The following is a 22,139-nucleotide window of genomic DNA, read 5'->3' as shown; positions in this document are numbered from 1 at the left end:
CAAATATGACAGAGGAGAAACTCGACATAAAGCCTGTGGTAAACGTTGTTGATGGCAAGACCATTATCGACTTCGGACAGAACATAGCCGGATGGATTTCATTTATTCCACGTGGAAATCCTGGAGATACCATTAAGATTAATTTCACTCTCACTGATAATGATGGTAACCCTATTAATGATACTAATAAAAGCAATTTTAAAGTGTATTACATGAATGCTACTGATGAAGGGGACTTTAACAGTACAGTAGGTTTCAGCATAAACAATGAATCTCAAATTGTCTTGAATCAATTGGGAGTCGGTGAATATTTGATTAAAATCCAATTCCTAAACAGTACAATTGGAGATAAGAATTACACTGAATCTAATAAAACCATTAACTTAAACATTACTAAAACTGGTACAAGATTCAATGCAACCACTGCAAAGGTTCAAATTGATGAGGATGTAATAATTCCTTTCACAATCCTTGTTGATTGCAATAAGACTCTTAATGTCAATGCAAGCAGATTGAATGTTACTGTTAATGGTATAGAATATGGCTTTACTAACATCACTGGTGGAAATAATGTAACCAATGGTATTAAGTTAACCAATTTCACAAAATCAATAGGTACTTATACCATTGTCATTAAGTATTTAGGTAATGAGAATTGTAATGAATCCGAAATTGAATTTGAATTGCACATAGTTGAAAACAATACCATTACAGCTAATGATACAATCAAGGTCAATGATTCCAATAAAACAATTACAATTCCATTTTCAATAACCAATTCTCAAATTGTAAATGTTACTGATGAAGAAACTGGTGAAAATAGGACTGTTGAATATATTACAAATGTAACCGTAAATGAAAACGATTTAGTATTGCTTTTAATATATGATAATGGAACTGAAAATGTTACAGATGTAATTAATTTCCCTAACTTCACATTAAATGGTACAGAAGGAAATTACTCCCTTGAGTTAACTGTTCCTATTGATTTCAACAATACATTATATAAAGCTCAATTAGTGATCATTTATGCAAATGACACTTTAAATGAAACCAACAAAACAATCAATTTAGTTGCTTTCAAGGAATTATTTATTGTTCCTGTTGGTGATGGAGATAAAGCGGATTACCAATTTGGAAACTTCACATTCAAATTAGTTGATGCTAATGGAGAGGCAATAGCTAATGAAAACGTTACCATTTCAGGATTCTACTTCTATCAGATCTCTGAAAGAGGAACTTCATTATCCACTTCCAAAACCTTAACAACTGATGAAAATGGTATTATTGTATTCAATGATACAATGTTGAGTGTGAATATTGATACAATAGCCCTTTATTATAATTTCACTTCCCTTCCTGCGGGCACTTATAATGCTACATTCACAACTGGCGGATTTTATCAATTGAACAATAAGACTGAAATCACAGTCAATCCAATAGATGCAAGAATCATAGCAAAAGACCTTACAGGGGAATACGGCAATCTTTTACATTATACTTTCCAATTATTCTCTGATAAGTATAATCAACCAATTAAATTTTCTGATGTTAAATTTGTGATAAATGCTTCAAATATCAATGCAGATAGAGATGGAGTAACCAATGCAACTGGATGGTATACCAGCCCAGATTTAAATTTAACCGCTAATGTCTATAATTTAACTCTTAAGACCAATGGAGATAGCTTAAATTGCACTGATGCAAAAGCTACCTTAAATGTTACACAAAGAAATGCTACTTTAACTGCTTCCAATAGAACCATTTACTATAACTCTGATTATGCAGCTGTAGTAAAATTAAAAGACAAGAAAACTGGTAAGGCAGTTGCAAATGCATATGTTTTGATAACAGTTTACACCAGTTCCAAAAAGTACACTCGGTTCATTGGCAAAACCGATAAGAATGGAAAGCTTTACTTAACTACTCCATTATCTGTTGGAAAGCATAAGATCGTTTATCAATCTGTTGATAACAACTATAAGTCTGGCCAAATTACAAGATACTTAACTGTAAAAACTGCTCCGGCTAAATTTTCAGCTCCAAAAGTATCTACTTACTATAAATCTGGCAGGGTTTTCAAAATCAAATTGATCAACACTAAGACCAAAAAGCCAATCCACTCCGGTAAAATGAACATTAAGCTTTACATTTCTAAAAACAAGTACTATAATTATACTGGTGTCAGTGATGCTAAAGGTTTTGTTCAATTTAAAGCAACTTTAAAACCTGGAACTTATAAGGTTGTTGTCAGCGATTATGACAAAGGGTACACTGCAAAAGCTGTAACAAGTCAGATTAAAGTTAGCAAATCTCCTATTAAGATTGCTCCTACAGCTTTAAAAGTTAAAAAAGGCAAATACTTTAAAGTTAAGGTAACAAGCACTAAAAGCAAAAAGGTCCTTTCTGGTGTAAAGGTTAAAGTGAGAGTCTACACTGGTAAAAAGTACAAGACTTACACTATAAAAACCAATAAGAAAGGAATCGCAAGCTTGAAGATTAAGCAGAAAGTAGGAAAACACAAAGTTGTTCTCACTCCTTATCAAACCAAGTATTACACTGCTAAAAAAGTTACTAAGACTTTAAGAGTTGTCAAGTAATTGGAAATTCAAATCAAAATTAGTTATTAAGAGATTTATTCTCTTAATTCTTTTTTTATTTTTTTAAAACAAGCATTTTATATTTTATATCAATTTTATCAATTTTTAAATTAATATTTTTTAAAACAAGCATTTTATATTTTATATCAATTTTATCTATTTTTAAATTAATATTTTTTAAAAAAAGCTTTTATAAATTTTATAGCATTACTATTTTTAATTAAATTTTTATAAAAAAAGCAAATGATGATTATTATTTCAAATCATCTGTATTTATCAAATCACTGTTCATCAATGATTTCATTGTATCAATATCTATTTGTCCAGGTGCTGTATTGTCATTCACTACAGCAAATGTAAATGGTGCATTGAATTTAGATGCAATAACCCTTGTATAACTTCCTAATTCTCCCATGGAAATAGCTACAACGTTATCGAAGTGAGACATTAAAGGTAAAATTGTCAATGTATCCTCAAGGGTATTAGGCATAACTGCTATCTTGGCAATGTCTCCAAGCTGTTTTTCCTGAATTACAATGTCCATTAATATGTCCAAATCAGGAGTTTGCTTGAAGTTATGGTAAGAAATGATGGATGTTACTCCAGTTTCTGTAATTGATTCAATGAGTTCTCTATCTGTTTGGAGCTCCACATCAACATAATCAGCCACATCACAGCATTCTCTAAGTATAGCTATTCTATCCTCTTCACTTCCTCTAAATGATCCTCCTTCCTTAGAGGTTCTATTGGTTGCTATTGTAGGGAAATTGATCTCTTCTATGATTTCCTTAACAATCTTGGGATTAGGATTATCCATGCCATCTATTCTAAGCTCAAGAATATCCGCACCTTTTATTATGCAATCGTTAGCAACTTTCAAGATGTCTTCCTTGTTCCTTTGGAAAATTGGAATAGCTATTTTAGTTTCACTGTACACGCTGTTTACCCCATTTTAAAAACATGTTTTATTTTATCAATTTTTGATTTTAATTTTTATTTACTAATATATTTAACTTATTTAATTAAATACTTAATTGATTTCAAGCCTGTTTTATACAATTTTCAATGTTTAATAAATAATTAAAGATATTAACTATAAAAGCTAAAGATATTAATGATATTATGAAAGTTGTAGCTATTGGTGCAGATATTTCAAGCAATGATGTTTCCGTTTCCGATTCATTAGTTGAAAACATTGAAAAGGACATTCCTAAACTCTTCGAATTGGGAGCAAGAAAGGCAGCTTTAACAAATGTCACTGGAGATGATGTTGTAATCACTGCATTTGTTGAGGATGATCTATTGGAAGCAGTAAATTCAGGAATTGTAGAAATATTAAGAAACAATGCAGAGGATTTAGGTGATGTGGCAGGAATCTCTGAAAATCCTGATAATGCTGGAGAAGGCATATCCTATGCAGAAGCAAATCTGGAAGAAGGTCCTTTTCAGGATGCAATCATAATGGCATTTGACACCTATGGAGGGGAATCTTTTGTAGCTGATGTGGCTAATTCTGCTATAGAAGCAGCAAGTGGAATGAAATCAGTCACTGGAGTCAGCGATAAGATAGGTACAAGAACTGATATTCCAGGAGTAGGGTATGTATCCATTGATGACACTGATGATCCTGTTGTGGTTGTTTCAGTAAATGAATTGGAACAGATTGCTGTTGTTGCAAGTGCTATGATTGGAGCAGCTTTAGGTAATAAAAACACTTATCTCGTAAAGAGGCATACTGCATGCAATGTGCTTCCAGGAAGTGTCTTGGTATCTGTAACTGCATTAATGAATGGAAATATGATAGATTTATCTATACCATTTGAAAACAAAACAAGAATTTTAGGTTAAGTATCATTTTAATTAATTTAACACTTGATATTTTTAATATTTTTATTTTTAAAACTTATTTAATTAGTTGTTACATTAATTAAAAATACATTAGTTTTTTCACTATTTTTTCAATTGTTATTTTAGCATTTTTTTAATAATCAAATAATGAATAACTATTTAATATTTAAAAACTATATATAATAGTGATTAATAATTTATATAAAATTTATATAGTTATTATCTTGATTTAAACTTAATTAAATTTACATACATTAAAAATTATTTAAAATTTCGATTGTGGTTCATATGATAATATTGAATGAAAATACAAAATGTTTGGTACAGGGAATCACTGGAAAGCAAGGTCAATTCCATACTGAACAGATGATAAAGTATAATACAAACATTGTAGCAGGAGTAACTCCAGGCAAAGGCGGTCAAGAGGTTTGCGGAGTTCCTGTTTTTGATTCTATTGAAGAAGCTAAGGAAAATGTAGATGTAAATGCATCAATCATATTCGTACCAGCACCATTTGCAAAGGATGCTGCATTTGAATCCATTGATCATTTGGATTTGGTTATTATAATCACTGAACACATACCTATTCATGACACTATGGAAATCATGGCTTATGCAAAAGCAAAAGGCGTCACTGTCATTGGACCAAACACTCCTGGTGTAATCTCTCCTAAAGTGGGAAAACTTGGTATTATGCCAACCCATATCTTCTCTGAAGGTGATGTTGGAGTCATTTCCAGAAGCGGTACATTGACTTATGAGATTGCAAGCCAATTAACCCGTGCAGGAATTGGACAAAGCACTTGCGTAGGTATTGGAGGAGACCCTGTTATCGGTACTCCATACATTGAAGTATTGGATATGTTCGAAAACGACCCTGATACAAAAGAAATCGTATTGATTGGTGAAATAGGTGGGGGAGCTGAAGAAGCTGCTGCTGAATACATCAAGGACAACATTACCAAACCTGTTGTAGCTTATATTGCAGGTCTTTCTGCACCACCTGGAAAAAGAATGGGTCACGCAGGAGCTATCATTGCTGGTAACTCAGGTACTGCAAAAAGCAAAATGGAAGCTTTGGCGGCTGCTGGTGTAAAAGTAGCTACAAAACCTTCTGAAATCGTGGAATATATTAAAGAAGTTCGTGGAGAATAATCTCTCCATCTTTTTTTATTTTATAATAAATCAAAATTATACGATCTGAAAATTAAAAATTACAGAAATTCTATTTTTATAAGAAAACTATTTTTTCTGGTGATAATATGGATAAAGAAGAAATCATTGAAAAGTTATTGGCTGGTGAAATGAAGCTTTATCAAATTGACAAGTTTACTGAAAATGCTACTGAAGCTTTAGACATTAGAAGGGAGTTTATAGAAAGACATTCCAATTGCAAGCTTGAAAAAATGGCTGATTACACTTTGGATATGGAACTTGCATTTGCAAAGAATATCGAAAACCCTATAGGTACAGTGCAAATACCTATTGGAGTTGCAGGTCCCTTAAAAGTCAATGGAGAATATGCAAAAGATGATTTCTTTGTACCTCTTGCTACATCTGAAGGTGCATTATTGGCTTCAGTAAATAGAGGCTGTTCAGCCATCACAGCAGCAGGAGGAGCTAATGCAAGGGTAATAGGCGATAAGATGACAAGAGCTCCTGCAATCAAAACCGATTCAATCGTTGAAGCTGTAAAGGTAAAGCAATGGTTTGAAGACAAGTTTGATGAGCTTAAGGAAATCGCGGAATCCACAACAAGCCATGGGAAATTGGTTAAGATAGATCCTATCATCATTGTAGGAAATTATGTTTATCCTCGTTTCGTTTACTCAACAGGAGACAGTATGGGCATGAACATGGTTACCATTGCAACAGAAAAGGTATTGGCTAAATTGCATGATGATTTAGGAGTTCATGCTTTGGCTTTAAGCGGAAACCTTTGTGTTGACAAAAAACCTGCAGCAATCAATATAGTTGAAGGAAGAGGAAAAACTGTTGTTGCAGACATTTTAATACCTGAAGCTATTGTCAGAGCAAAGCTTAAGACAACTGCAAAGGCAATTGAAGAGGTAAATACCGCTAAAAACTTGATTGGTTCCGCTGCAGCAGGAAGCATGGCATTCAATGCTCACTTTGCAAACATGATTGGAGCGATATTCTTAGCAACCGGTCAGGATGAAGCACATGTTGTAGAAGGTTCATTAGGAATTACAACTGCAGAGGACAGGGATGGAGACTTATACTTCTCTGTAAACATGCCTGATTTACCTATCGCTACAATCGGTGGTGGAACAAGGCTTGAAACTGCAAATGAAGGATTGCAGATAATCGATTGTGCAGGATCCGGCAAGGTAAACAAATTTGCTGAAATTGTCATTTCAACTGTTATGGCTGGTGAATTGTCCTTAATTGCAGCAATATCTGCAGGACACTTGGCAAAAGCTCACCAAGAGCTAGGAAGATAATTGATTTTAATTATCTTTTTTTAATTTCTTTATTTTTTTACTTTTTTACTTATTCATTTATTTTTATTTATTTGATTTTTATGGAAAAAGAGCATATTGATTTCAGGAAAGAATTTGAAGAATTCAAAAAGGAATTGGAAAACAGCAAACCTATCTTTGATGATGATTCCATTGAGTTTAATGATTTTGACAATTTAATATCAAATGATGATTTCAATCCTTTAGACGGCCTTGACGAATCTAATGATCAAGCTATTTTTAGCAAGAATTTTCCTCAAATTTCTCTTGAAACCGATGATATTCTAATGAATTTAACCATTAAAAAGGATTATTCATCTATTGAAGACTTAGATAAAAGAAAAGAAGAGTTTATCAAGGATTTAAAGGATTTCATTGATGAGTTTGAATCAACAGAAGAATCAAGCCAATTGATGAAATATTATGACTAATTTTTAATTATTTAGTTTCAAATATAAAATAATAAATACTAAAATGAACATATAAACAATTACTTATTAACAATAGTTAAAAATTTCCAGTATTTAACTGTTTTAATAAAAGGTGATATTATGTGTAGTTCTGGAGGCCCAATGGCTGAACTTTCAATGAAAAAATTGAAAACAAAGAAATATAAATGCTTAGATTGTGGAAATGACTTTAAAGGATTAGGTAAAAAGGTTATCTGTCCTTCCTGTCAAAGTGACAATGTAGAAGCACAAGAATAAACCTATTGCTATTTTAAGTGTTAAGAGTAAATATTAATTTGCTCTTTAACTTTTTTTATTGAATTATTATACTTTTTTTGATTATTGCAGATTATTTTAGGTTTGATTTTGATTTAGATTATTAAATCGATTATGTGGGATTATCATGGAAACAGAAATCAAGTTTACTAAGGATGAAATACTGTTTTTGCTCGGTGAAAGCGGTATGGTTGGAATAGTTAAGGCTGGAGAGGAAAAGATGCTATTTATAGGAACTCCAGACAGTGATGAGATTGTCCAATATCTTGAAGAAGATGATTTAATAGCTGTTTCCTCCTTTAATTTAGGTGAAAAGTATGAAAAGGGAATAAGGTCTCTTGCTTATCTTACAAGGGATATAGAGTCACCTATACTTGTCCTTCCAAAGGATCATCCATCATCAAAAAGACTTAAAATGGTATTGTCTGTTGGTGAAAACGTTAGATTAGACTGTGGAATAGTTCCTGGAACACACCCTGAACAGGATATCTTATGCTCCTGTGACAGTTTATCCGGCTTGAATATAGTCAAATCCAAAGAGGGTGTTGTTATAGAAGGAGAAGTTAAGAACTATAAGATTGAGCCATTTTAGGCATTTATTTTTTACCAATAATATTTTTTTAGTAAATATCAAATAATTTATTTTTATAATTATCTTCTTTTCTTAAGAATTACATTTTACTCTTTTTTATTTCATTATTTTATTTATACATTATAATTTTTTTAAAAAGTTTTATATATATAAAATAAAATAATATTAAATGTTTTATTTAAACAAAATAAAGTATAAAAAAATTTAGAATTGACGAATATGTTATTGCATGAACAAGCATTCCAATTAATCGGTGAAGGAGTTGTACTATTAATATTTCTGATAGTGATCCTCCTAATTGTAGGGCTTATACTTGGAATAATTCTAGTGAGGAAAAATAAGCTGGTATTGCCATCAGTTATAATATTTATTGTAAATGTATTTTATTCTCCATTGAAGAGTTTTGCTAATCTTTTAGGCCTTGATGATGCTTTTGTTGATCATATTGGAATTGAAGTAAGGAATAAGGTTAATAAAAACAAGTTTGACAAGATCCCTCCTGAAGACAAAATCATAGTGTTGCCCCATTGCTTAAGGTCTGCTCATTGTGAAGCCAGCTTAAAGGAAACTGGCGTTTTATGTACACATTGTGGAAAATGTGCTATTGGTGTCATTAAGGAAAAGGCCGAACCTATGGGATATAGGGTTTTCATTGTGCCTGGTTCCAGTTTCGTTAAGAAGATCATTCAACAGAACAAGTTCAAATCCGTTGTGGGAGTTGCTTGTCATGTGGACTTGAATCAAACCATGATGGCATTGTCAGATTTTGCTCCTCAAGGAGTTCTTTTATCTACCTCTGGTTGCTTTGAAACAAAGGTAGACGTTTCAAAAGTACTTGAGACAATTGGTTATTACGATTATAAAAAACAAGAAGAAAACGTTAAATGAGGTGAAAATATGCCCGAAAGTGATATAAATCCATTTTTTATCATTAAGAAAGTAAGAGAAGGGGACGAATTGAAAATGGATCAGAAATTCATAAAGATCAGAATGAATTCCAATAAGGTGATGGCTATCCATTATAAAGCCCCTATGGAAAGAACAATTGAATTAGAGATGTTCTTTGAAAATTTCAATCCTATTGACAGAATCAATTATGATATAGGAGGAACAGGTTGGGTTGGCGCAAACTTCAGAGGTCTTATTGACGGTAAGGACGATTCATTGCCAATTGATTATGATTATAAGATTCTTATGTTGGAAGAATACAAATGCCCCACTAAGGTAGAACTTAAGAACCTAAAGAGAAGTTCTAAATTTAGGCCTAATTTTACTTTAGCTGACTCTTAAACTTTATTATATTGGAGGAAAACCATGAACAGTAAAAGGACAGCCTTTATTGCTATTGCAGTATTGGCAATTGTAATTAGTTCATTAGGTGCTGTTTCAGCATTTGAATTGTTTGGAATGAACTTATTTGGAGGCCCTACAACAGACTTTGACAATAAGTTTATGTCCGGCACATTTAATGGTGATATGACTCAAAATAACATAAGTGAAGATAACTTAACCAAAGGATGGACTGATTCCTATGAAGATAAGGAGCATAACATAACCTACAACATGTCCTGTGTAAAGGATGGTGACTTCATAACCGATGTTTATCAATTGCAAGGGTTAGGGGCTCCTGAAATAAGAAACTATAATGACCAGCCTTGGAAAATATTCTATTCTCAAGCTGTTCCTAATGCCAATGTTTCAGCTAATGGAAGTTCCGGAAACAATTCCAATAATACTATTAATGTATACATTTGTGAAGCTGACATTAATGGAACCGCATATACAATAAATATCATGTCTTATGATAATAAGACTGAATGTGACGGAACTTTATTCTGTCCGTTGTATAAGGATTATATTGAACCTTTAATTAATAGCATTGAGTTTAAAGATGCTAAAAAAGCTCCTAAAATGGCTGATTTAATGGGCATGTCAGATGAGGAGTTTGAATTCAATAGGGAATACATTGATGGTATTTTCAATGGCACCATTGATCCAAGTCAAGGTTAATGAAATATTAAATTTTTTATAAGATTTGACAGAATAATGATTATTCTGTTGTTTATTCTTTTTTTAAAAGATCAAGTTAGTGATATTTATGAAAGTAACTGTTTTTCATGCAAATGAATGTGATAAAAGGAAATGCACTGCATTTAAGATGGAAAAGCAAGGAAAATGCAAGATAGTCTATAAGATACATCAGATTCCACGTGGTGCAGTTGTCCTGAATCCATTTTCCGAAAAGGCAGTTTCCTATGAGGACAGACCACTTGTTGAAAACAAGGGTGTTGTAGGGCTTGACTGTTCCTGGAATAAGGTCTCTAAGTCAGCAAGTTTCTTCAGTTTATCAAAATATCACAGATCTCTTCCTTTTTTAATCGCTGCAAATCCAGTTAATTTCGGAAAACCTTGCATATTATCAACTAATGAAGCGATTGCAGCTACATTCTATATAACTGGATTTAAGGATGAGGCCCATCATATCATGGATGGATTCAAATGGGGTCATTCATTCATTGAAATGAATTATGACTTATTGGAAGCCTATAGTGATGTAAAAACAAGTGAAGAGGTAGTACAAATACAAAATGAGTTCTTAGAAGCTCATGAAAGGTAAAAATAAACCTAACATTTATATACTATTAAAATCATATTTTATATTAATATTTATGATTACATTATGTAATCCATAATATTCTTTTTAAACTTTTATTATGAATTTAATGAATTATTTCTCTAGAATTTTTTCATGAATTTCTATTTAAGTTATATTGATCAATTAATTTAATAAGATATGGAGGAATTGTTAATGGCAAGATTTGAAGAAGCAGAAAACAGAATGTTTAATGTAAAAATCTGTTTAAAATGTAATGCACGTAATCCTGCTGGAGCTACTACTTGTAGAAAATGTGGTTACAAAGGTTTAAGATTCAAAGCTAAAGAACCTAGAGGATAGATTCACTCTATCCCTTTAAACTTAAAAGAGAATTTTTATTCTCTTTAGATTTTTATATTAACTTATTTTTATAAATACTAATTTTAACTGATTTTAACTAATTTTTAACTAATTTTAATAAATTTTTGACTGATTTTTCACAATTTTTATAACTATTCTTATAATTTACTAATTTTAACAAATTCACTATTTTATAATAATTTTTAATAAATTTATATTAATTTTAAATACTAATAAGTAAATAAATATAAGTAATTAATAGATTATTCAAAAAATTAATCTAAAATTAATTTACTTTAATAAATATTTTACAAATTCATTGTGTGATTTTATGAAAAATGTTGAAGCTCATTTTAAGGAAATATTAAAAACTCGTAAAATTCATTTAACTTTAATCGATCCTGATGAACAAAGCCCAGAAGAGGCTGTTGCTATTGCTAAAGCAGCAATTGAAGGTGGCAGTGATGGTATTATGGTTGGAGGTTCCACTGTAGATACCGCTGCACTTGACGGAACTTGTAAGGCATTATCTGAAAACATTGAATTGCCTATTGTATTGTTCCCAGGAAACATCAATGGTGCAAGCAAATATGCAGATGCTATCTTCTTCATGAGTTATTTAAATTCAAACAATCCTTACTGGATTATCGGTGCTCAAGCATTGGCAGCACCTGCAGTTAACAAAACAGGTATCGAAAAGATTCCTATGGGTTATGTCGTAGCTGAACCTGGTGGAACTGTCGGTTGGGTTGGAGACGCTAAATTAATCCCAAGAAACAAGCCTAAAATCCCAGCTATCTATGCTATGGCAGCTGAAAACTTAGGTATGAGATACTTCTATATTGAAGCAGGTTCTGGTGCAGATCAACCTATTCCTCCTGAAATGGTTGCTTATACAAAAAGAGCTACACAAGACATTGTACTTGTTGTAGGTGGAGGAATCCGTGATGCAACAGCAGCTTATACAGCAGCAAAAGCTGGTGCAGACATCATTGTTACTGGTACTGTTGTAGAGGAAACCTCAGATGTTAAAGGCAAAATCCAAGAAATAGTAGCAGGAGTTCGTAAAGCTTCTCAATAGTTTTATTTCTTTTCTTTTTTTTATTTTTTACATTATTTTAACTATTTTTAATTCTAAATTATTTTTAATTTTAAAGTATTTTTAATTCTAAATTATTTTTAATTCTAAATTATTTTTAATTTTAAAGTATTTTTAATTCTAAACTATTTTTAATTCTAAATTATTTTTAATTTTAAACTATTTTTTACAATAATTTTCTTTTTTTAATTAATTTTCAAATGCTCTTTCTTATCTTTTAAATAAAACTAAACCCATATTAATTTATAAAATAATTTATGAGATTAAGGTAATATTTTAATATATATTTAGAAATAAGAAAATATCTATTTATAATTTTTATTAGGTTTTATCATGTTAAATTCGTTGTATACAGAAGCTATTAGAAAGAAAGGGCAACTTAATGAACCTTTAGAGGAATATAAGGAAACTAAAATAGATATTGAATCCAAATGGCATGAAGAGGAAATAATTCCAAGTGATTCAAATACAGTTCTTGCTGCAGGTGATGGGAGCTATAACAAAAAGAAATATCTTAGCTTCAATTTTTATGCTGTTGCAGCACAATCCCTCATTTACAATCCTAATGATACAGAATCAAAGCTAAAAACTATTGAATCTGCAGAGCTTGATATAATACCTCACCAATCATTCTTAGAGGAAAGATTGAGAAATATGATGAGCATATTTGAGATAAAGACTGCAATAAAGACATTCAATGATTTTGATATAGATTATTATATGGATGATGGATCTATTTTAGGGGATTTAATCCGTCCAATTCCTGTGGAAAAGAGCATTTCACCAGAATATAAGGCAAAAATTATAGCACAAGTCAAGGAAAAGCTGGAATCTGAAATAGAATCTAATGAGTTAAATTTATCCTCATTTAATTTCAGGGAAGAATTTAAAGACTTGTTTGAGGACGAAGACGTTGATGAATATGCTTTAATAACATTCTTGGAGAGTTTGGAAAACCTGATTGCCTTAAAATATCTTCTGGAAAACAAAAAGAAAATCATTGCTATTTCCAAAACTTCATCAAGCAATGAAATTTTCTATGCAAATATTCCTGATATGGCTATCTTAGATGGTATGACAAGAAAGCAAGGATTCAGTGAACCTTATCATAGAAAGGTAACAAGCAAAACCAAGCATGATTTCCCTATTGAAGATGAGTTCTTCAGAGAACTGTGGTTTACAATATTCTTTGCAAGACTCGATGACAATAAGAACATCATAAAGATAGAATTGCCTTATTACACTAAAGATTTGGATGAAATAAGGGAAATTTTAAAGATTTTAAAAGCAAATTCAACTGAAGGATATCCTTTTTTACTAAAGAAAGCGCATAAGGATGTTGTCATTTCAAATCAGGATATGAATAGCTTATCTAAAATAATTGGATTTTTGGATAAATCAGGTCGTGAAATGTTAAATTAAGAAAATTATCAATAAATAGAACTAATTTGATGTTTAAGATAATTAAATTTATAATTTTAAAAAATTGAATATAACAAAATATAATTGAGTTTAGAGGTTTAAAAATGATTGGAAGATGCATAGGAGAAACATCTCTTATTGAAGTAAGTTTCATTTCAAAAGAAATGCCCCAAGTAGGGGAATATGTAACACTTGAATATGACGGCAAGATCATCTTAGGGATGATAGAGTCAATGGTTCGTGGAAGCGTTTCCTTAAACAATGAAATATATGATCCTGATACTATAGCAAAGATAAGGGAAATTGAAGGTGATGACTATTACATAAAGGGAAATATTTCCATTCTTGGTGATGTAAATGACAATTTAAAGTTGCCACGAACTCCTGCTCCTCCTGGAACTCCCATTTATCCTGCTCCTAGTGAGGTTTTGGATAAGATATTCCACATTGAAAACTCTCTTAAGCTTGGACATTTGATAAACAATGAAGATGTTGAAGTGGGTGTAGACATCAATAAGATGGTGTCCCGTCACTTGGCAATTCTTGCAATGACAGGTGCAGGTAAGTCAAATACCGTTTCTGTTATCATTGATGGACTTTTAGAATATAACGGTTGTATGTTAATCTTTGATATGCATTCAGAATATGTTGATGCGGAATTTACTAATGGAAAAGTAAATGTGATCCAGCCTATGATAAATCCTCAATATATGGAATTTTCAGAAATTAAAAAATTGGCAAGCATTCCTTCCAATGCTCCTTTGCAAGAAAGATACTTTAGAAGAGCTTTTAACGAAGCTAGAAGGTTGGTGAAAGAGGGAACTGCAAGCACTGCTGATTTTATAGAATTATTATACAAAATCCTTGATAACTGGTATAATGATGAGGATTATGATGCCAGCAATAAGAAAAACATTATGGATGTAATCAATAAGATAGAGGATTTGAATGTAAAATATGATAGATTGTTAAATGTTAACATAGGTGACTTCCTAACTCAAATAAAACCTGGAATGGCTAATGTTCTTGATTTAGGACAAGTCGATGAGAATATGGCTGAAGTATTGGTTGCTCATGTACTTAGAAGATCCCTTAGGAGCAGAAAACAATTTGTCAGACACAGCGATAATGACGCATTATCCTATCCCTTATTCTTTGTAGTTGAAGAGGCACATATTTTAGCACCTCAAAACAGAAGCAGCAACAGTAAGTATTGGATTACACGTATAGCTAGAGAAGGTCGTAAATTTGGTTTAGGCCTTTGTTTGGTAAGCCAATCTCCTAAATCTGTTGATGCTGAAACATTATCACAAGCCAACAATATGATAATTCTAAGGCTTGTTGAGCCAAAAGATCAAAGACATGTCCAAACAGCCAGCGAAAGCCTTAGCGAAGATTTGGTAAAGCAATTGCCATCACTTAACATCGGTGAAGCCTTGGTTTTAGGGCTTATGACAAAGGTTCCAACCCTTGTAAAGATAAATGAATTCAAAGGACGCCAAAGAGGTGGAGACTTGAATATCATTGAGCAATGGCAAACAAAAAAAGAGGATGAGGAAAAAGCATTACAAAAGGAATTAGACCAATTCGTTAATTTAGGCGGAGGATATTAAATTTAGGAACCTTTATAAATAACAAATCATTATTATTTGTATAATTAAACTGATTATAACAATTCTAAGAAAATATTAAATTAATAATTTAAAATACGAAGGAGGGTGAAATAAAATGCGTTTTGCACATTTATCTGATAGTCATTTAGGTTCAAGACAATTTGGACTATTGGAACGTGAAACAGACTTTTATGACGTATTTGCTAGGAATATAGATAAAATAATAGAAAAAGATGTGGATTTTGTTATCCATAGTGGAGACTTATTTGATAATAACAGACCATCTACAGAAGCATTGCTTGCATTTCAAAAGGCATTGCTTAGATTGAATGAAGCTAAAATACCTATTTATGCTATTGCCGGAAACCATGATTCAATCTTAAGGAAAGGAGCATTGCCTCCACAAGTTCTATTTAAAGACATAGGACTTAAATTAATCAGTGATAATCATCCGATGTATACTGAAGGACCAGTATTAATCTGTGGAGTTCGTTATGTCCCTAGTTCACAAAGCAGAGCATTAAAAAGTGCTTATGATCAATTATCCAAGATGGCAGACAAGTATCTTAAGTCCATTTTGGTTTCTCACCAAGGGATTGACAAATGGATGCATGAGGACACTCATGAAATAGAGTTATCACAAATGCCTAAAAACTTTGATTACTATGCTATGGGTCATGTTCATAATTATGTTGAAGAAGATTTCGGCAAAGGAAAACTGGTTTATCCTGGATCTATGGAAATATGGAGAACAAGTGAATCCAATGAGAATTTCAGGGAATTCGGTAAGGGATTCGTTGTAGTGGACTTAAGCTATGATAAGCCTCAAGTTGAAAGAGTGAAGATTGACCTTCCAAGAGAGTTCGTTAGGGCTGTTATTGATTACAATAAGTTTGAAGAAGGCCTCCGTGACGTTAAGGAAAAGATTCAATCATTGGATAATAAGCCTATGCTTGACTTGACCGTAGCAGGCGGAGATTTTGACAGTGCAGATATTTATGAAACTATCAAGGAATCCATTGGAGATAATGTATTGAATCTAAGGCCAAGCTTTAAGCCAGACAAGGTCTTGGAAGAGGAAAGGATTATAGATGAAAACAAGATATTGGACCCTAGAACATTGCTGCAAAAGAGAGTTAGGGAAAAATACGGCAAGGAAGAAGTAAATAAATTGTCCATTGACTTGCTTGACAATCTATCTGTTGGAAGAATAGATGATGCTAAATTCATTTCAGACAGATTCTATAGTCAACATTATTTTGATGAAGAAAAATCAAATGAATTGAATAACGATAAATTAGAGGATTCAGATAGTTTAGACGATTATTTGGATAAGAATTTAGATGATTCAATTGAGGATTCCAAAAATGAAAAGTCTAAACAGATAAGTTTTGATGACTTTTAGGGTGATATGATGATATTTACAAGGTTAGAATTGAAAAACTTTAAATCACATGCAGACACTACATTGGATTTCAATCCTGGAATAAGCTTGATTGTAGGTGAAAACGGTGCAGGTAAGTCTTCTATTTTTGAAGCTATCTCCTTTGCATTATTCAAATCCTACACTACAAAATCCGTTAATGATTTGGTAAGATCCAATAAGAACACAGGTGATAAGATTCAAATGGTAGTGAAATTGTCATTTGTCTCAAATGGAACTGAGTATATGGTTGAAAGGACAATAACCCTAACAAAATCCGGTTCCAAACCTACTTCAAACCTATATAAAATTGTAGATGGGGAAGAGGAAATCTATGTTTCTGGAAATAAGGAAGTGGATAAGGAAATTGAAGTGATTTTAAGCATGGATTCCTCAACATTCTTAAATGCGATTCATATTAGGCAAGGTGAAATAGCTGAACTTATTGACAAGACACCTGCTAAACGTAAGAAGTTAATCGGTAAGCTCTTACGTCTTGAAGAGTTGGAAAAGGCTTATGATAATCTTCCTAAAATAAGCGAGGACTATAAGACAAGAAAAGCTGTTTTAGAAGATAGGATACAGCCAGAGTCAGAGCTTAATTTTGAACTTAAAAAGGCAAAAGAAGAGCATTTCACTTTAAATGAAAAGAATGATGCCTTAAAGAAAGATCATGAAAGCCTTAAAAATGACATTGAATTAAAGAACAAGGAAAAAGAGGAATTAGACAAACAAAAGAAAGAGTATGAAGCTCTCAATATGAAATTAGTCCATGAAAAGGAGAATCTAAATGGATTAAATAAGTTAAAAGAAGAGTTGTCTAATAAATACAATGAGATTTTAAGAAATGAGGAACAAATGAATCTTTTAAAGCCATATAGTGAAAAGCTCCCAACCTATAATGAATTTAAGGTGTCTCTCACTGATTTAAATAATTTTAAACAAGATGAGAAAAACAATAAGGAAATTATCACTAAGATTGATGGCTATAAATCTATTATAGAATCTGAAAAGGAGAATCATGAAAGATTTGTATCTCTTGAAGGTGAAACCAAGGCTTTAAACAATAAGAAAGTGGAATTGTCTGCTGAACTCAAACGTTTAGATGAATTGGAAAAGGAGAAAAACACATTAATTCAGGATATTGATCAATACAACAATGACTTAGAAACTTTCTACAATGATGCAAAAACAGTTTTATCTGAGTTTGAAGAGGAAATAAATCCAATCAAGACCAATGATGACTTGAATAGTTTGGAAAGTCTTGTTGAAAATTTCAGAACCAATCTCAAAAATGAAATCAATGAGATTGAAGATGAATTAAAGAAATTGAATAAGGAATCCATAAGCTTAAATCAGGAAATCAAGTCATTGGAAGAACCATTGTCTGACATTAAGGAAGTGGATAATAAATGTCCTGTTTGCCAATCAGATATTAGTGAAGATAAGAAAAATGAACTCATTCATATGTATGAGGAAACTATCAATACTAATAATAAAAAGATTGGTGAAAATAATGAGATTATCACTAAATTAAACAAGGACAAATCATTAAAAGATGCTAATTTATTAAAGCTTGATTCAATTAAAACAAAGATATATCAGAACAAACATATCGTTGGAGATTTGGACAAGTTTACAAAAAGTTTGGAAACTGTCAATTCCAAAATCAATGAGCTTCAAGGCAAAAAGAATGAACTTGAAGAATTGGATAGGATAATTGATTCCAAGAATAATGAGTTCAAAGAGCTTGAATCTCATGATAAAAAGTATTTGGAAGCAAATACTCTTCTTAAATCTTCTCCAGATGAATCCAAGATCAAGGATGAATTATATACCATTGCAGGTAAAATCAATCTCGAAGAAGAGAAACTTAAGGAATATGTCAATGCAGATTCCAATCTTTCATTGGATATGAGTTTTGAAACTTTGGATGGATTGATAAAAGACTTGTCTGAAAAGGATACAAGATACCATGTTTTATTAGGGTCTGTTAAAGCTAAAGCAGAATATGAAGAAAAGCTGAAGATTAAAGCCGATGAAATAACTCAAAAGGAGAATGATATCAAGGAAATCAAGAAAGCAATTGATTCTTCAGAATATAATGAAGAGAATTACAGAAATATGATATTCCTGATTGATAGATTAAATGATAAGTTCAATGGATACTCTAAAGAGATTGCTGTAAATGACAACAACTTAAAGATCTATGAAACTACAGTGGAAACCATTGAAAAGACCATTGAAGCAAATAGAAAAAATAAAGAGGAATACATTGCTGTTAAGGAATACTATGGATTGCTTGAAGATTTAAGAACTTTATACAGCAAAGATGGCATTCAAAAGGATTTAAGAAGCCAGTCCAGACCATTGATTCAGAAGTATACAAGAGAATTCTTTGAGAAGTTCAACTTCAACTATTCTGACTTGATATTGGATGATGAGTACAATATTTCAATATATGGACCTGAAGGGGAATCCAATATAGAAATGGTTAGTGGTGGAGAGAAAATAGCTATCGCTCTTGCATTAAGGTTAGGTATTACACAGGCAATGTCTAAGGGAAATATTGAGACAATTCTTTTGGATGAGCCTACCATTCACTTAGACACTGTCCGTAAACAGAATTTAATAAATGTTTTACGCAGCATGTCTGTAATTCCTCAAATGTTGATAGTCACTCATGATGATGAATTGGAGAATGCTGCAGACACTCTTATTCGAGTTGAAAAAGAAGATGGTATTTCCACAGTTAAAATAAACAGTTAATTCTGTTTAATATTTAAAAATAGTTTAGATAAGTAATTTAATTATTTACTTATCTCATTTTATTTTTTATTTTATTTTCAATTATTTTCTTATTTTATTTTCTTATTTTATTTTTTTTATTTTCAATTATTTTATTTTAAAAAAAAGACTTTTTTTACAAATTTAAAAAAGAAGGAAAATGATTTAATTAAAAATCATCACAGAATTCATCATAATCTCCACTTACAATGGATCTTATGTCGTCGACAATGCAGTTTGCATTCCATCCAACAACTGCTTTTGCTTTTTTCTCAAGCTCTTCAGGAACTATCTCCATACCATAAGGGCGTACTAATAGTATAGGAATGTCAAATTCCTCTGCTTTTTCAATTAAAATGTCAATATGCATTTGATTATAATTGTAAATTCCAGATAAAACAACAATAACATCTACTTTTTCAAAGAAGCTTTCTCCAAAAGGAGCGTAATCCCTTGCCATTGATTCAGTCCATAGGAAGTCTGGTTTAGAGTATAACTTCTCTGTAAATTGCCCATATTCATTTTCTTTATCAATTCCACGTGTAATAATAAGATTATAGATTTTATTGTCTTGTTCTTCTTCAAACATTTTATCCTTCCTTTTTAATTTTCATTAAGTTAATGTTTATATTTTATATTGTTTTCTTAATATTAAAAATTTTATATAACAATTTAGAAAATATTTTTTCAAAATGAATAATTGATTAAGAATCATCATAATATTGTTAATTGAGTAAAGTTAATTTGAAAAATAGGAAATAGGATAAGATGATAAAAATGAATTAAATCGAAAAATAGTTAAAAAGAAAGATAAAAATTAAGCATTTTTAGTTTTTTTATATGGGATAATAATTTTTTTTAAAAATAACTTAATTTTTATTCTTTAACTTAGTTAGAGTCTTACCTTAAAGGTTATCTTCAATTTATTTTTTATAATTCATTTTATATAAATGTAATGTTTATTTAATGAACATTTATCTATTCATTTGGATATTTAGAAACAAATATTAATTATTATTATAATTAAGGCAATATTTTTAAGTTAAATAAAGTTTAAATAACTTTAATACAATTTAAAAAAATTTTATTACTCAATTTGATTTTAGAAATCAATAAATTATATTTTATTAAAAAAGCTAAAAAAGTTAAAAAAAAGTTAAAAAAAGGATTTTTAAAATTAAAATGATTCTTCATATATTCTCATCAGGAAATGAGCAAGAGAAACGATATCCATACGGTTGTGCTCTATTATAGGGATTAAAGGGCCAATATTCTTGGTTGTTAGATATGTTCTATAGTAATCTGGAATATAAGCTCCAGGTACATCATCCTCCCGTTTAATGCCGAATAAATGCTCTTCAATAGTGGTTAATTTGCAATTTGGGAGCTTGTCTTTCCATAAATTCCTTGCAGGATACATTAAGTCAAAGTGAGTTTGATCAAGATTGCAATTCATCCTATATAATCTGGCTCTGTTTTTAATGAAAGGAATATCAAAATTCGCTCCATTATATGTTACATGAACACTTGCTTCATCAATATGTGAAAGATAGCTTTCAATAAGTGCAGGTTCCTCTTCCTTTTTTCTAAGCAAATACTGGTTGGATTCAATGTAATTTCCTTTTATCTCAGCAACTCCAAGTAGAATGATTGCTGCATTTGACAATCCAAGAGTTTCAATATCCATGAACTTGAGATTGAATGGATCAAGAGAACTTAAAGCCTTTAAGGTGCTGTTTCTGGAATTAGGATATTTATTCAAGCTTTTCAATAGATTGAATTCCTTGATAAAACAGTCCTTTTCTATTTTTTCAATCATTTTTTCTGCATTTCTTGCATAAGTAGGATGATTCAGCAAATCGTAAAATGTATTGTATCCTTTTTCCTTAAGTTTCATTTCTGTTTGAAACCCTATTCCAGGCATTAGCTTTAAGTTTGAAGCTAAATGTTCCTTAATGGATTTATTTTTATCCTCTAGAGAGAAGTCTATTTTTTCCCTTCTTGTAATCTTTAATGTCTCTCCGTAGACATTTTCAATGACTTTGCTTCCTTCAATATCCAAGAAATCCCAATCCTTGTATTTATGCATCAATCCAAATTTAAGATTGTTAAAATAAGTGAGGGAGTCTAATCTGCCTCTTTCATAAGCTTCTTTAGAAGGATTTGCAGAAGACAATGAATTTGATAGTATTTTCTCTAGATATGCTTCATGATCTTCTCTACGTGATGTCATAATATCTTTAGAAATTTATATGGAATGTAATGTAGGTATACGGCAATTCACAGCAAGGAACAACATCTCTTGAATTAATAACGACTTTTCCAAACTTATCCAAGTATGATTCAATCTCTTCTCTCACTGCCTTAACCTTGTTTGGATCATGAACCCTTACATTTCCTAAGAAACTTGTTCCCTTTGATGTTTTCATGACTGAAAGCCCATCCATCCTGTAAGGCAGTTCATGCTTTTCAAGGATATTATTGATGTCTGTATTGATTTGCTCTTTTATTTCATTTTTATTTTCATCAGTGATTTCCATAATATCACCTTTTCAACATATTTATTATTTATTTTTCATGATAAAAATATT

21 protein-coding genes are annotated in these 22,139 nt (G+C 31.2%); 17 read left to right on the top strand and 4 right to left on the bottom strand.

What is annotated here, in order from left to right:
* Window positions 1-2,600 (top strand): family 78 glycoside hydrolase catalytic domain (locus Q0409_RS06435; protein ID WP_298536223.1); only part of this gene is annotated, 2,600 nt, incomplete at its 5' end.
* Between the two features lie 253 nt (window positions 2,601-2,853).
* On the opposite strand, the gene aroD is transcribed toward Q0409_RS06435, so the two are convergent.
* Window positions 2,854-3,537 (bottom strand): type I 3-dehydroquinate dehydratase, encoded by a 684-nt coding sequence (gene aroD, locus Q0409_RS06430; RefSeq protein ID WP_296869447.1) that lies wholly within the window; start codon window positions 3,535-3,537, stop codon window positions 2,854-2,856.
* A gap of 185 nt (window positions 3,538-3,722) precedes the next feature.
* Here aroD and Q0409_RS06425 point away from each other — a divergent pair, with 185 nt between their 5' ends.
* The 16 genes from Q0409_RS06425 to Q0409_RS06350 all read left to right on the top strand — a co-directional run bounded on the left by Q0409_RS06425 (window position 3,723) and on the right by Q0409_RS06350 (window position 19,530).
* The gene (locus Q0409_RS06425; protein WP_298536221.1) at window positions 3,723-4,448 is read left to right on the top strand and encodes a hypothetical protein; all 726 of its coding nucleotides are present in this window, start codon (window positions 3,723-3,725) and stop codon (window positions 4,446-4,448) included.
* 288 nt (window positions 4,449-4,736) lie between these two features.
* A complete protein-coding gene (sucD, locus tag Q0409_RS06420) occupies window positions 4,737-5,603 on the top strand; it encodes a succinate--CoA ligase subunit alpha (protein WP_298536219.1) in 867 nt (288 codons plus the stop codon).
* A gap of 107 nt (window positions 5,604-5,710) precedes the next feature.
* The gene (gene hmgA, locus Q0409_RS06415) at window positions 5,711-6,913 is read left to right on the top strand and encodes a hydroxymethylglutaryl-CoA reductase (NADPH) (RefSeq protein WP_298536217.1); all 1,203 of its coding nucleotides are present in this window, start codon (window positions 5,711-5,713) and stop codon (window positions 6,911-6,913) included.
* A gap of 80 nt (window positions 6,914-6,993) precedes the next feature.
* The gene (locus tag Q0409_RS06410) at window positions 6,994-7,362 is read left to right on the top strand and encodes a hypothetical protein (RefSeq protein WP_296855125.1); all 369 of its coding nucleotides are present in this window, start codon (window positions 6,994-6,996) and stop codon (window positions 7,360-7,362) included.
* 120 nt (window positions 7,363-7,482) lie between these two features.
* On the top strand, window positions 7,483-7,638 hold the full coding sequence (locus Q0409_RS06405; RefSeq protein WP_292779506.1) for a hypothetical protein: 156 nt from the start codon (window positions 7,483-7,485) through the stop codon (window positions 7,636-7,638).
* A gap of 145 nt (window positions 7,639-7,783) precedes the next feature.
* Complete coding sequence (locus Q0409_RS06400) at window positions 7,784-8,248, top strand: hypothetical protein (protein WP_298536215.1); 465 nt, start codon at window positions 7,784-7,786, stop codon at window positions 8,246-8,248.
* Between the two features lie 219 nt (window positions 8,249-8,467).
* Window positions 8,468-9,136, top strand: coding sequence for a DUF116 domain-containing protein (locus tag Q0409_RS06395; RefSeq protein WP_298536213.1), 669 nt, complete (start codon window positions 8,468-8,470; stop codon window positions 9,134-9,136).
* Between the two features lie 9 nt (window positions 9,137-9,145).
* Entirely contained in the window at window positions 9,146-9,538 is a 393-nt protein-coding gene (locus Q0409_RS06390; protein ID WP_298536212.1) for a hypothetical protein, read from the top strand.
* A gap of 24 nt (window positions 9,539-9,562) precedes the next feature.
* Window positions 9,563-10,258, top strand: coding sequence for a hypothetical protein (locus Q0409_RS06385; RefSeq protein WP_298536210.1), 696 nt, complete (start codon window positions 9,563-9,565; stop codon window positions 10,256-10,258).
* 88 nt (window positions 10,259-10,346) lie between these two features.
* Complete coding sequence (locus Q0409_RS06380; RefSeq protein WP_298536208.1) at window positions 10,347-10,865, top strand: DUF367 family protein; 519 nt, start codon at window positions 10,347-10,349, stop codon at window positions 10,863-10,865.
* A gap of 192 nt (window positions 10,866-11,057) precedes the next feature.
* Window positions 11,058-11,204 carry a 50S ribosomal protein L40e gene (locus Q0409_RS06375; RefSeq protein WP_048812436.1) on the top strand — a complete coding sequence of 49 codons (147 nt, stop codon included), beginning with the start codon at window positions 11,058-11,060 and terminating at the stop codon, window positions 11,202-11,204.
* 331 nt (window positions 11,205-11,535) lie between these two features.
* On the top strand, window positions 11,536-12,285 hold the full coding sequence (locus Q0409_RS06370; protein WP_298536206.1) for a geranylgeranylglyceryl/heptaprenylglyceryl phosphate synthase: 750 nt from the start codon (window positions 11,536-11,538) through the stop codon (window positions 12,283-12,285).
* A gap of 351 nt (window positions 12,286-12,636) precedes the next feature.
* Window positions 12,637-13,725, top strand: coding sequence for a DNA double-strand break repair nuclease NurA (locus Q0409_RS06365; RefSeq protein WP_298536204.1), 1,089 nt, complete (start codon window positions 12,637-12,639; stop codon window positions 13,723-13,725).
* A 104-nt stretch (window positions 13,726-13,829) separates the two neighbouring features.
* Complete coding sequence (locus Q0409_RS06360) at window positions 13,830-15,338, top strand: ATP-binding protein (protein WP_298536202.1); 1,509 nt, start codon at window positions 13,830-13,832, stop codon at window positions 15,336-15,338.
* Window positions 15,339-15,453: 115 nt separating this feature from the next.
* Window positions 15,454-16,743, top strand: coding sequence for a DNA repair exonuclease (locus tag Q0409_RS06355; protein WP_298536200.1), 1,290 nt, complete (start codon window positions 15,454-15,456; stop codon window positions 16,741-16,743).
* A gap of 9 nt (window positions 16,744-16,752) precedes the next feature.
* Entirely contained in the window at window positions 16,753-19,530 is a 2,778-nt protein-coding gene (locus Q0409_RS06350; protein ID WP_298536198.1) for an SMC family ATPase, read from the top strand.
* 187 nt (window positions 19,531-19,717) lie between these two features.
* On the opposite strand, the gene Q0409_RS06345 is transcribed toward Q0409_RS06350, so the two are convergent.
* The 3 genes from Q0409_RS06345 to Q0409_RS06335 form a co-directional block, all read right to left on the bottom strand.
* Complete coding sequence (locus Q0409_RS06345; RefSeq protein ID WP_298536196.1) at window positions 19,718-20,137, bottom strand: nuclease; 420 nt, start codon at window positions 20,135-20,137, stop codon at window positions 19,718-19,720.
* Window positions 20,138-20,725: 588 nt separating this feature from the next.
* The gene (locus Q0409_RS06340; RefSeq protein ID WP_298536194.1) at window positions 20,726-21,781 is read right to left on the bottom strand and encodes a ribonuclease H-like domain-containing protein; all 1,056 of its coding nucleotides are present in this window, start codon (window positions 21,779-21,781) and stop codon (window positions 20,726-20,728) included.
* A gap of 7 nt (window positions 21,782-21,788) precedes the next feature.
* Entirely contained in the window at window positions 21,789-22,088 is a 300-nt protein-coding gene (locus Q0409_RS06335) for a hypothetical protein (protein WP_298536192.1), read from the bottom strand.
* Between the last annotated feature and the right edge of the window lie 51 nt (window positions 22,089-22,139).

This window comes from uncultured Methanobrevibacter sp. (assembly GCF_937898925.1).
GTDB lineage: Archaea > Methanobacteriota > Methanobacteria > Methanobacteriales > Methanobacteriaceae > Methanobrevibacter.
Note: the sequence above shows the minus strand (reverse complement) of the source record. Positions and strands in the feature narration are given on the sequence as shown.

What these genes read in the sequence shown, in the direction of transcription:
- Q0409_RS06425 (WP_298536221.1), top strand. Translation starts at nt 3,723, where the DNA reads ATGAAAGTTGTAGCTATTGGTGCAGATATTTCAAGCAATGATGTTTCC.
- sucD (WP_298536219.1), top strand. Translation starts at nt 4,737, where the DNA reads ATGATAATATTGAATGAAAATACAAAATGTTTGGTACAGGGAATCACT.
- hmgA (WP_298536217.1), top strand. Translation starts at nt 5,711, where the DNA reads ATGGATAAAGAAGAAATCATTGAAAAGTTATTGGCTGGTGAAATGAAG.
- Q0409_RS06410 (WP_296855125.1), top strand. Translation starts at nt 6,994, where the DNA reads ATGGAAAAAGAGCATATTGATTTCAGGAAAGAATTTGAAGAATTCAAA.
- Q0409_RS06405 (WP_292779506.1), top strand. Translation starts at nt 7,483, where the DNA reads ATGTGTAGTTCTGGAGGCCCAATGGCTGAACTTTCAATGAAAAAATTG.
- Q0409_RS06400 (WP_298536215.1), top strand. Translation starts at nt 7,784, where the DNA reads ATGGAAACAGAAATCAAGTTTACTAAGGATGAAATACTGTTTTTGCTC.
- Q0409_RS06395 (WP_298536213.1), top strand. Translation starts at nt 8,468, where the DNA reads ATGTTATTGCATGAACAAGCATTCCAATTAATCGGTGAAGGAGTTGTA.
- Q0409_RS06390 (WP_298536212.1), top strand. Translation starts at nt 9,146, where the DNA reads ATGCCCGAAAGTGATATAAATCCATTTTTTATCATTAAGAAAGTAAGA.
- Q0409_RS06385 (WP_298536210.1), top strand. Translation starts at nt 9,563, where the DNA reads ATGAACAGTAAAAGGACAGCCTTTATTGCTATTGCAGTATTGGCAATT.
- Q0409_RS06380 (WP_298536208.1), top strand. Translation starts at nt 10,347, where the DNA reads ATGAAAGTAACTGTTTTTCATGCAAATGAATGTGATAAAAGGAAATGC.
- Q0409_RS06375 (WP_048812436.1), top strand. Translation starts at nt 11,058, where the DNA reads ATGGCAAGATTTGAAGAAGCAGAAAACAGAATGTTTAATGTAAAAATC.
- Q0409_RS06370 (WP_298536206.1), top strand. Translation starts at nt 11,536, where the DNA reads ATGAAAAATGTTGAAGCTCATTTTAAGGAAATATTAAAAACTCGTAAA.
- Q0409_RS06365 (WP_298536204.1), top strand. Translation starts at nt 12,637, where the DNA reads ATGTTAAATTCGTTGTATACAGAAGCTATTAGAAAGAAAGGGCAACTT.
- Q0409_RS06360 (WP_298536202.1), top strand. Translation starts at nt 13,830, where the DNA reads ATGATTGGAAGATGCATAGGAGAAACATCTCTTATTGAAGTAAGTTTC.
- Q0409_RS06355 (WP_298536200.1), top strand. Translation starts at nt 15,454, where the DNA reads ATGCGTTTTGCACATTTATCTGATAGTCATTTAGGTTCAAGACAATTT.
- Q0409_RS06350 (WP_298536198.1), top strand. Translation starts at nt 16,753, where the DNA reads ATGATATTTACAAGGTTAGAATTGAAAAACTTTAAATCACATGCAGAC.
- Q0409_RS06345 (WP_298536196.1), bottom strand. Translation starts at nt 20,137, where the DNA reads ATGTTTGAAGAAGAACAAGACAATAAAATCTATAATCTTATTATTACA.
- Q0409_RS06340 (WP_298536194.1), bottom strand. Translation starts at nt 21,781, where the DNA reads ATGACATCACGTAGAGAAGATCATGAAGCATATCTAGAGAAAATACTA.
- Q0409_RS06335 (WP_298536192.1), bottom strand. Translation starts at nt 22,088, where the DNA reads ATGGAAATCACTGATGAAAATAAAAATGAAATAAAAGAGCAAATCAAT.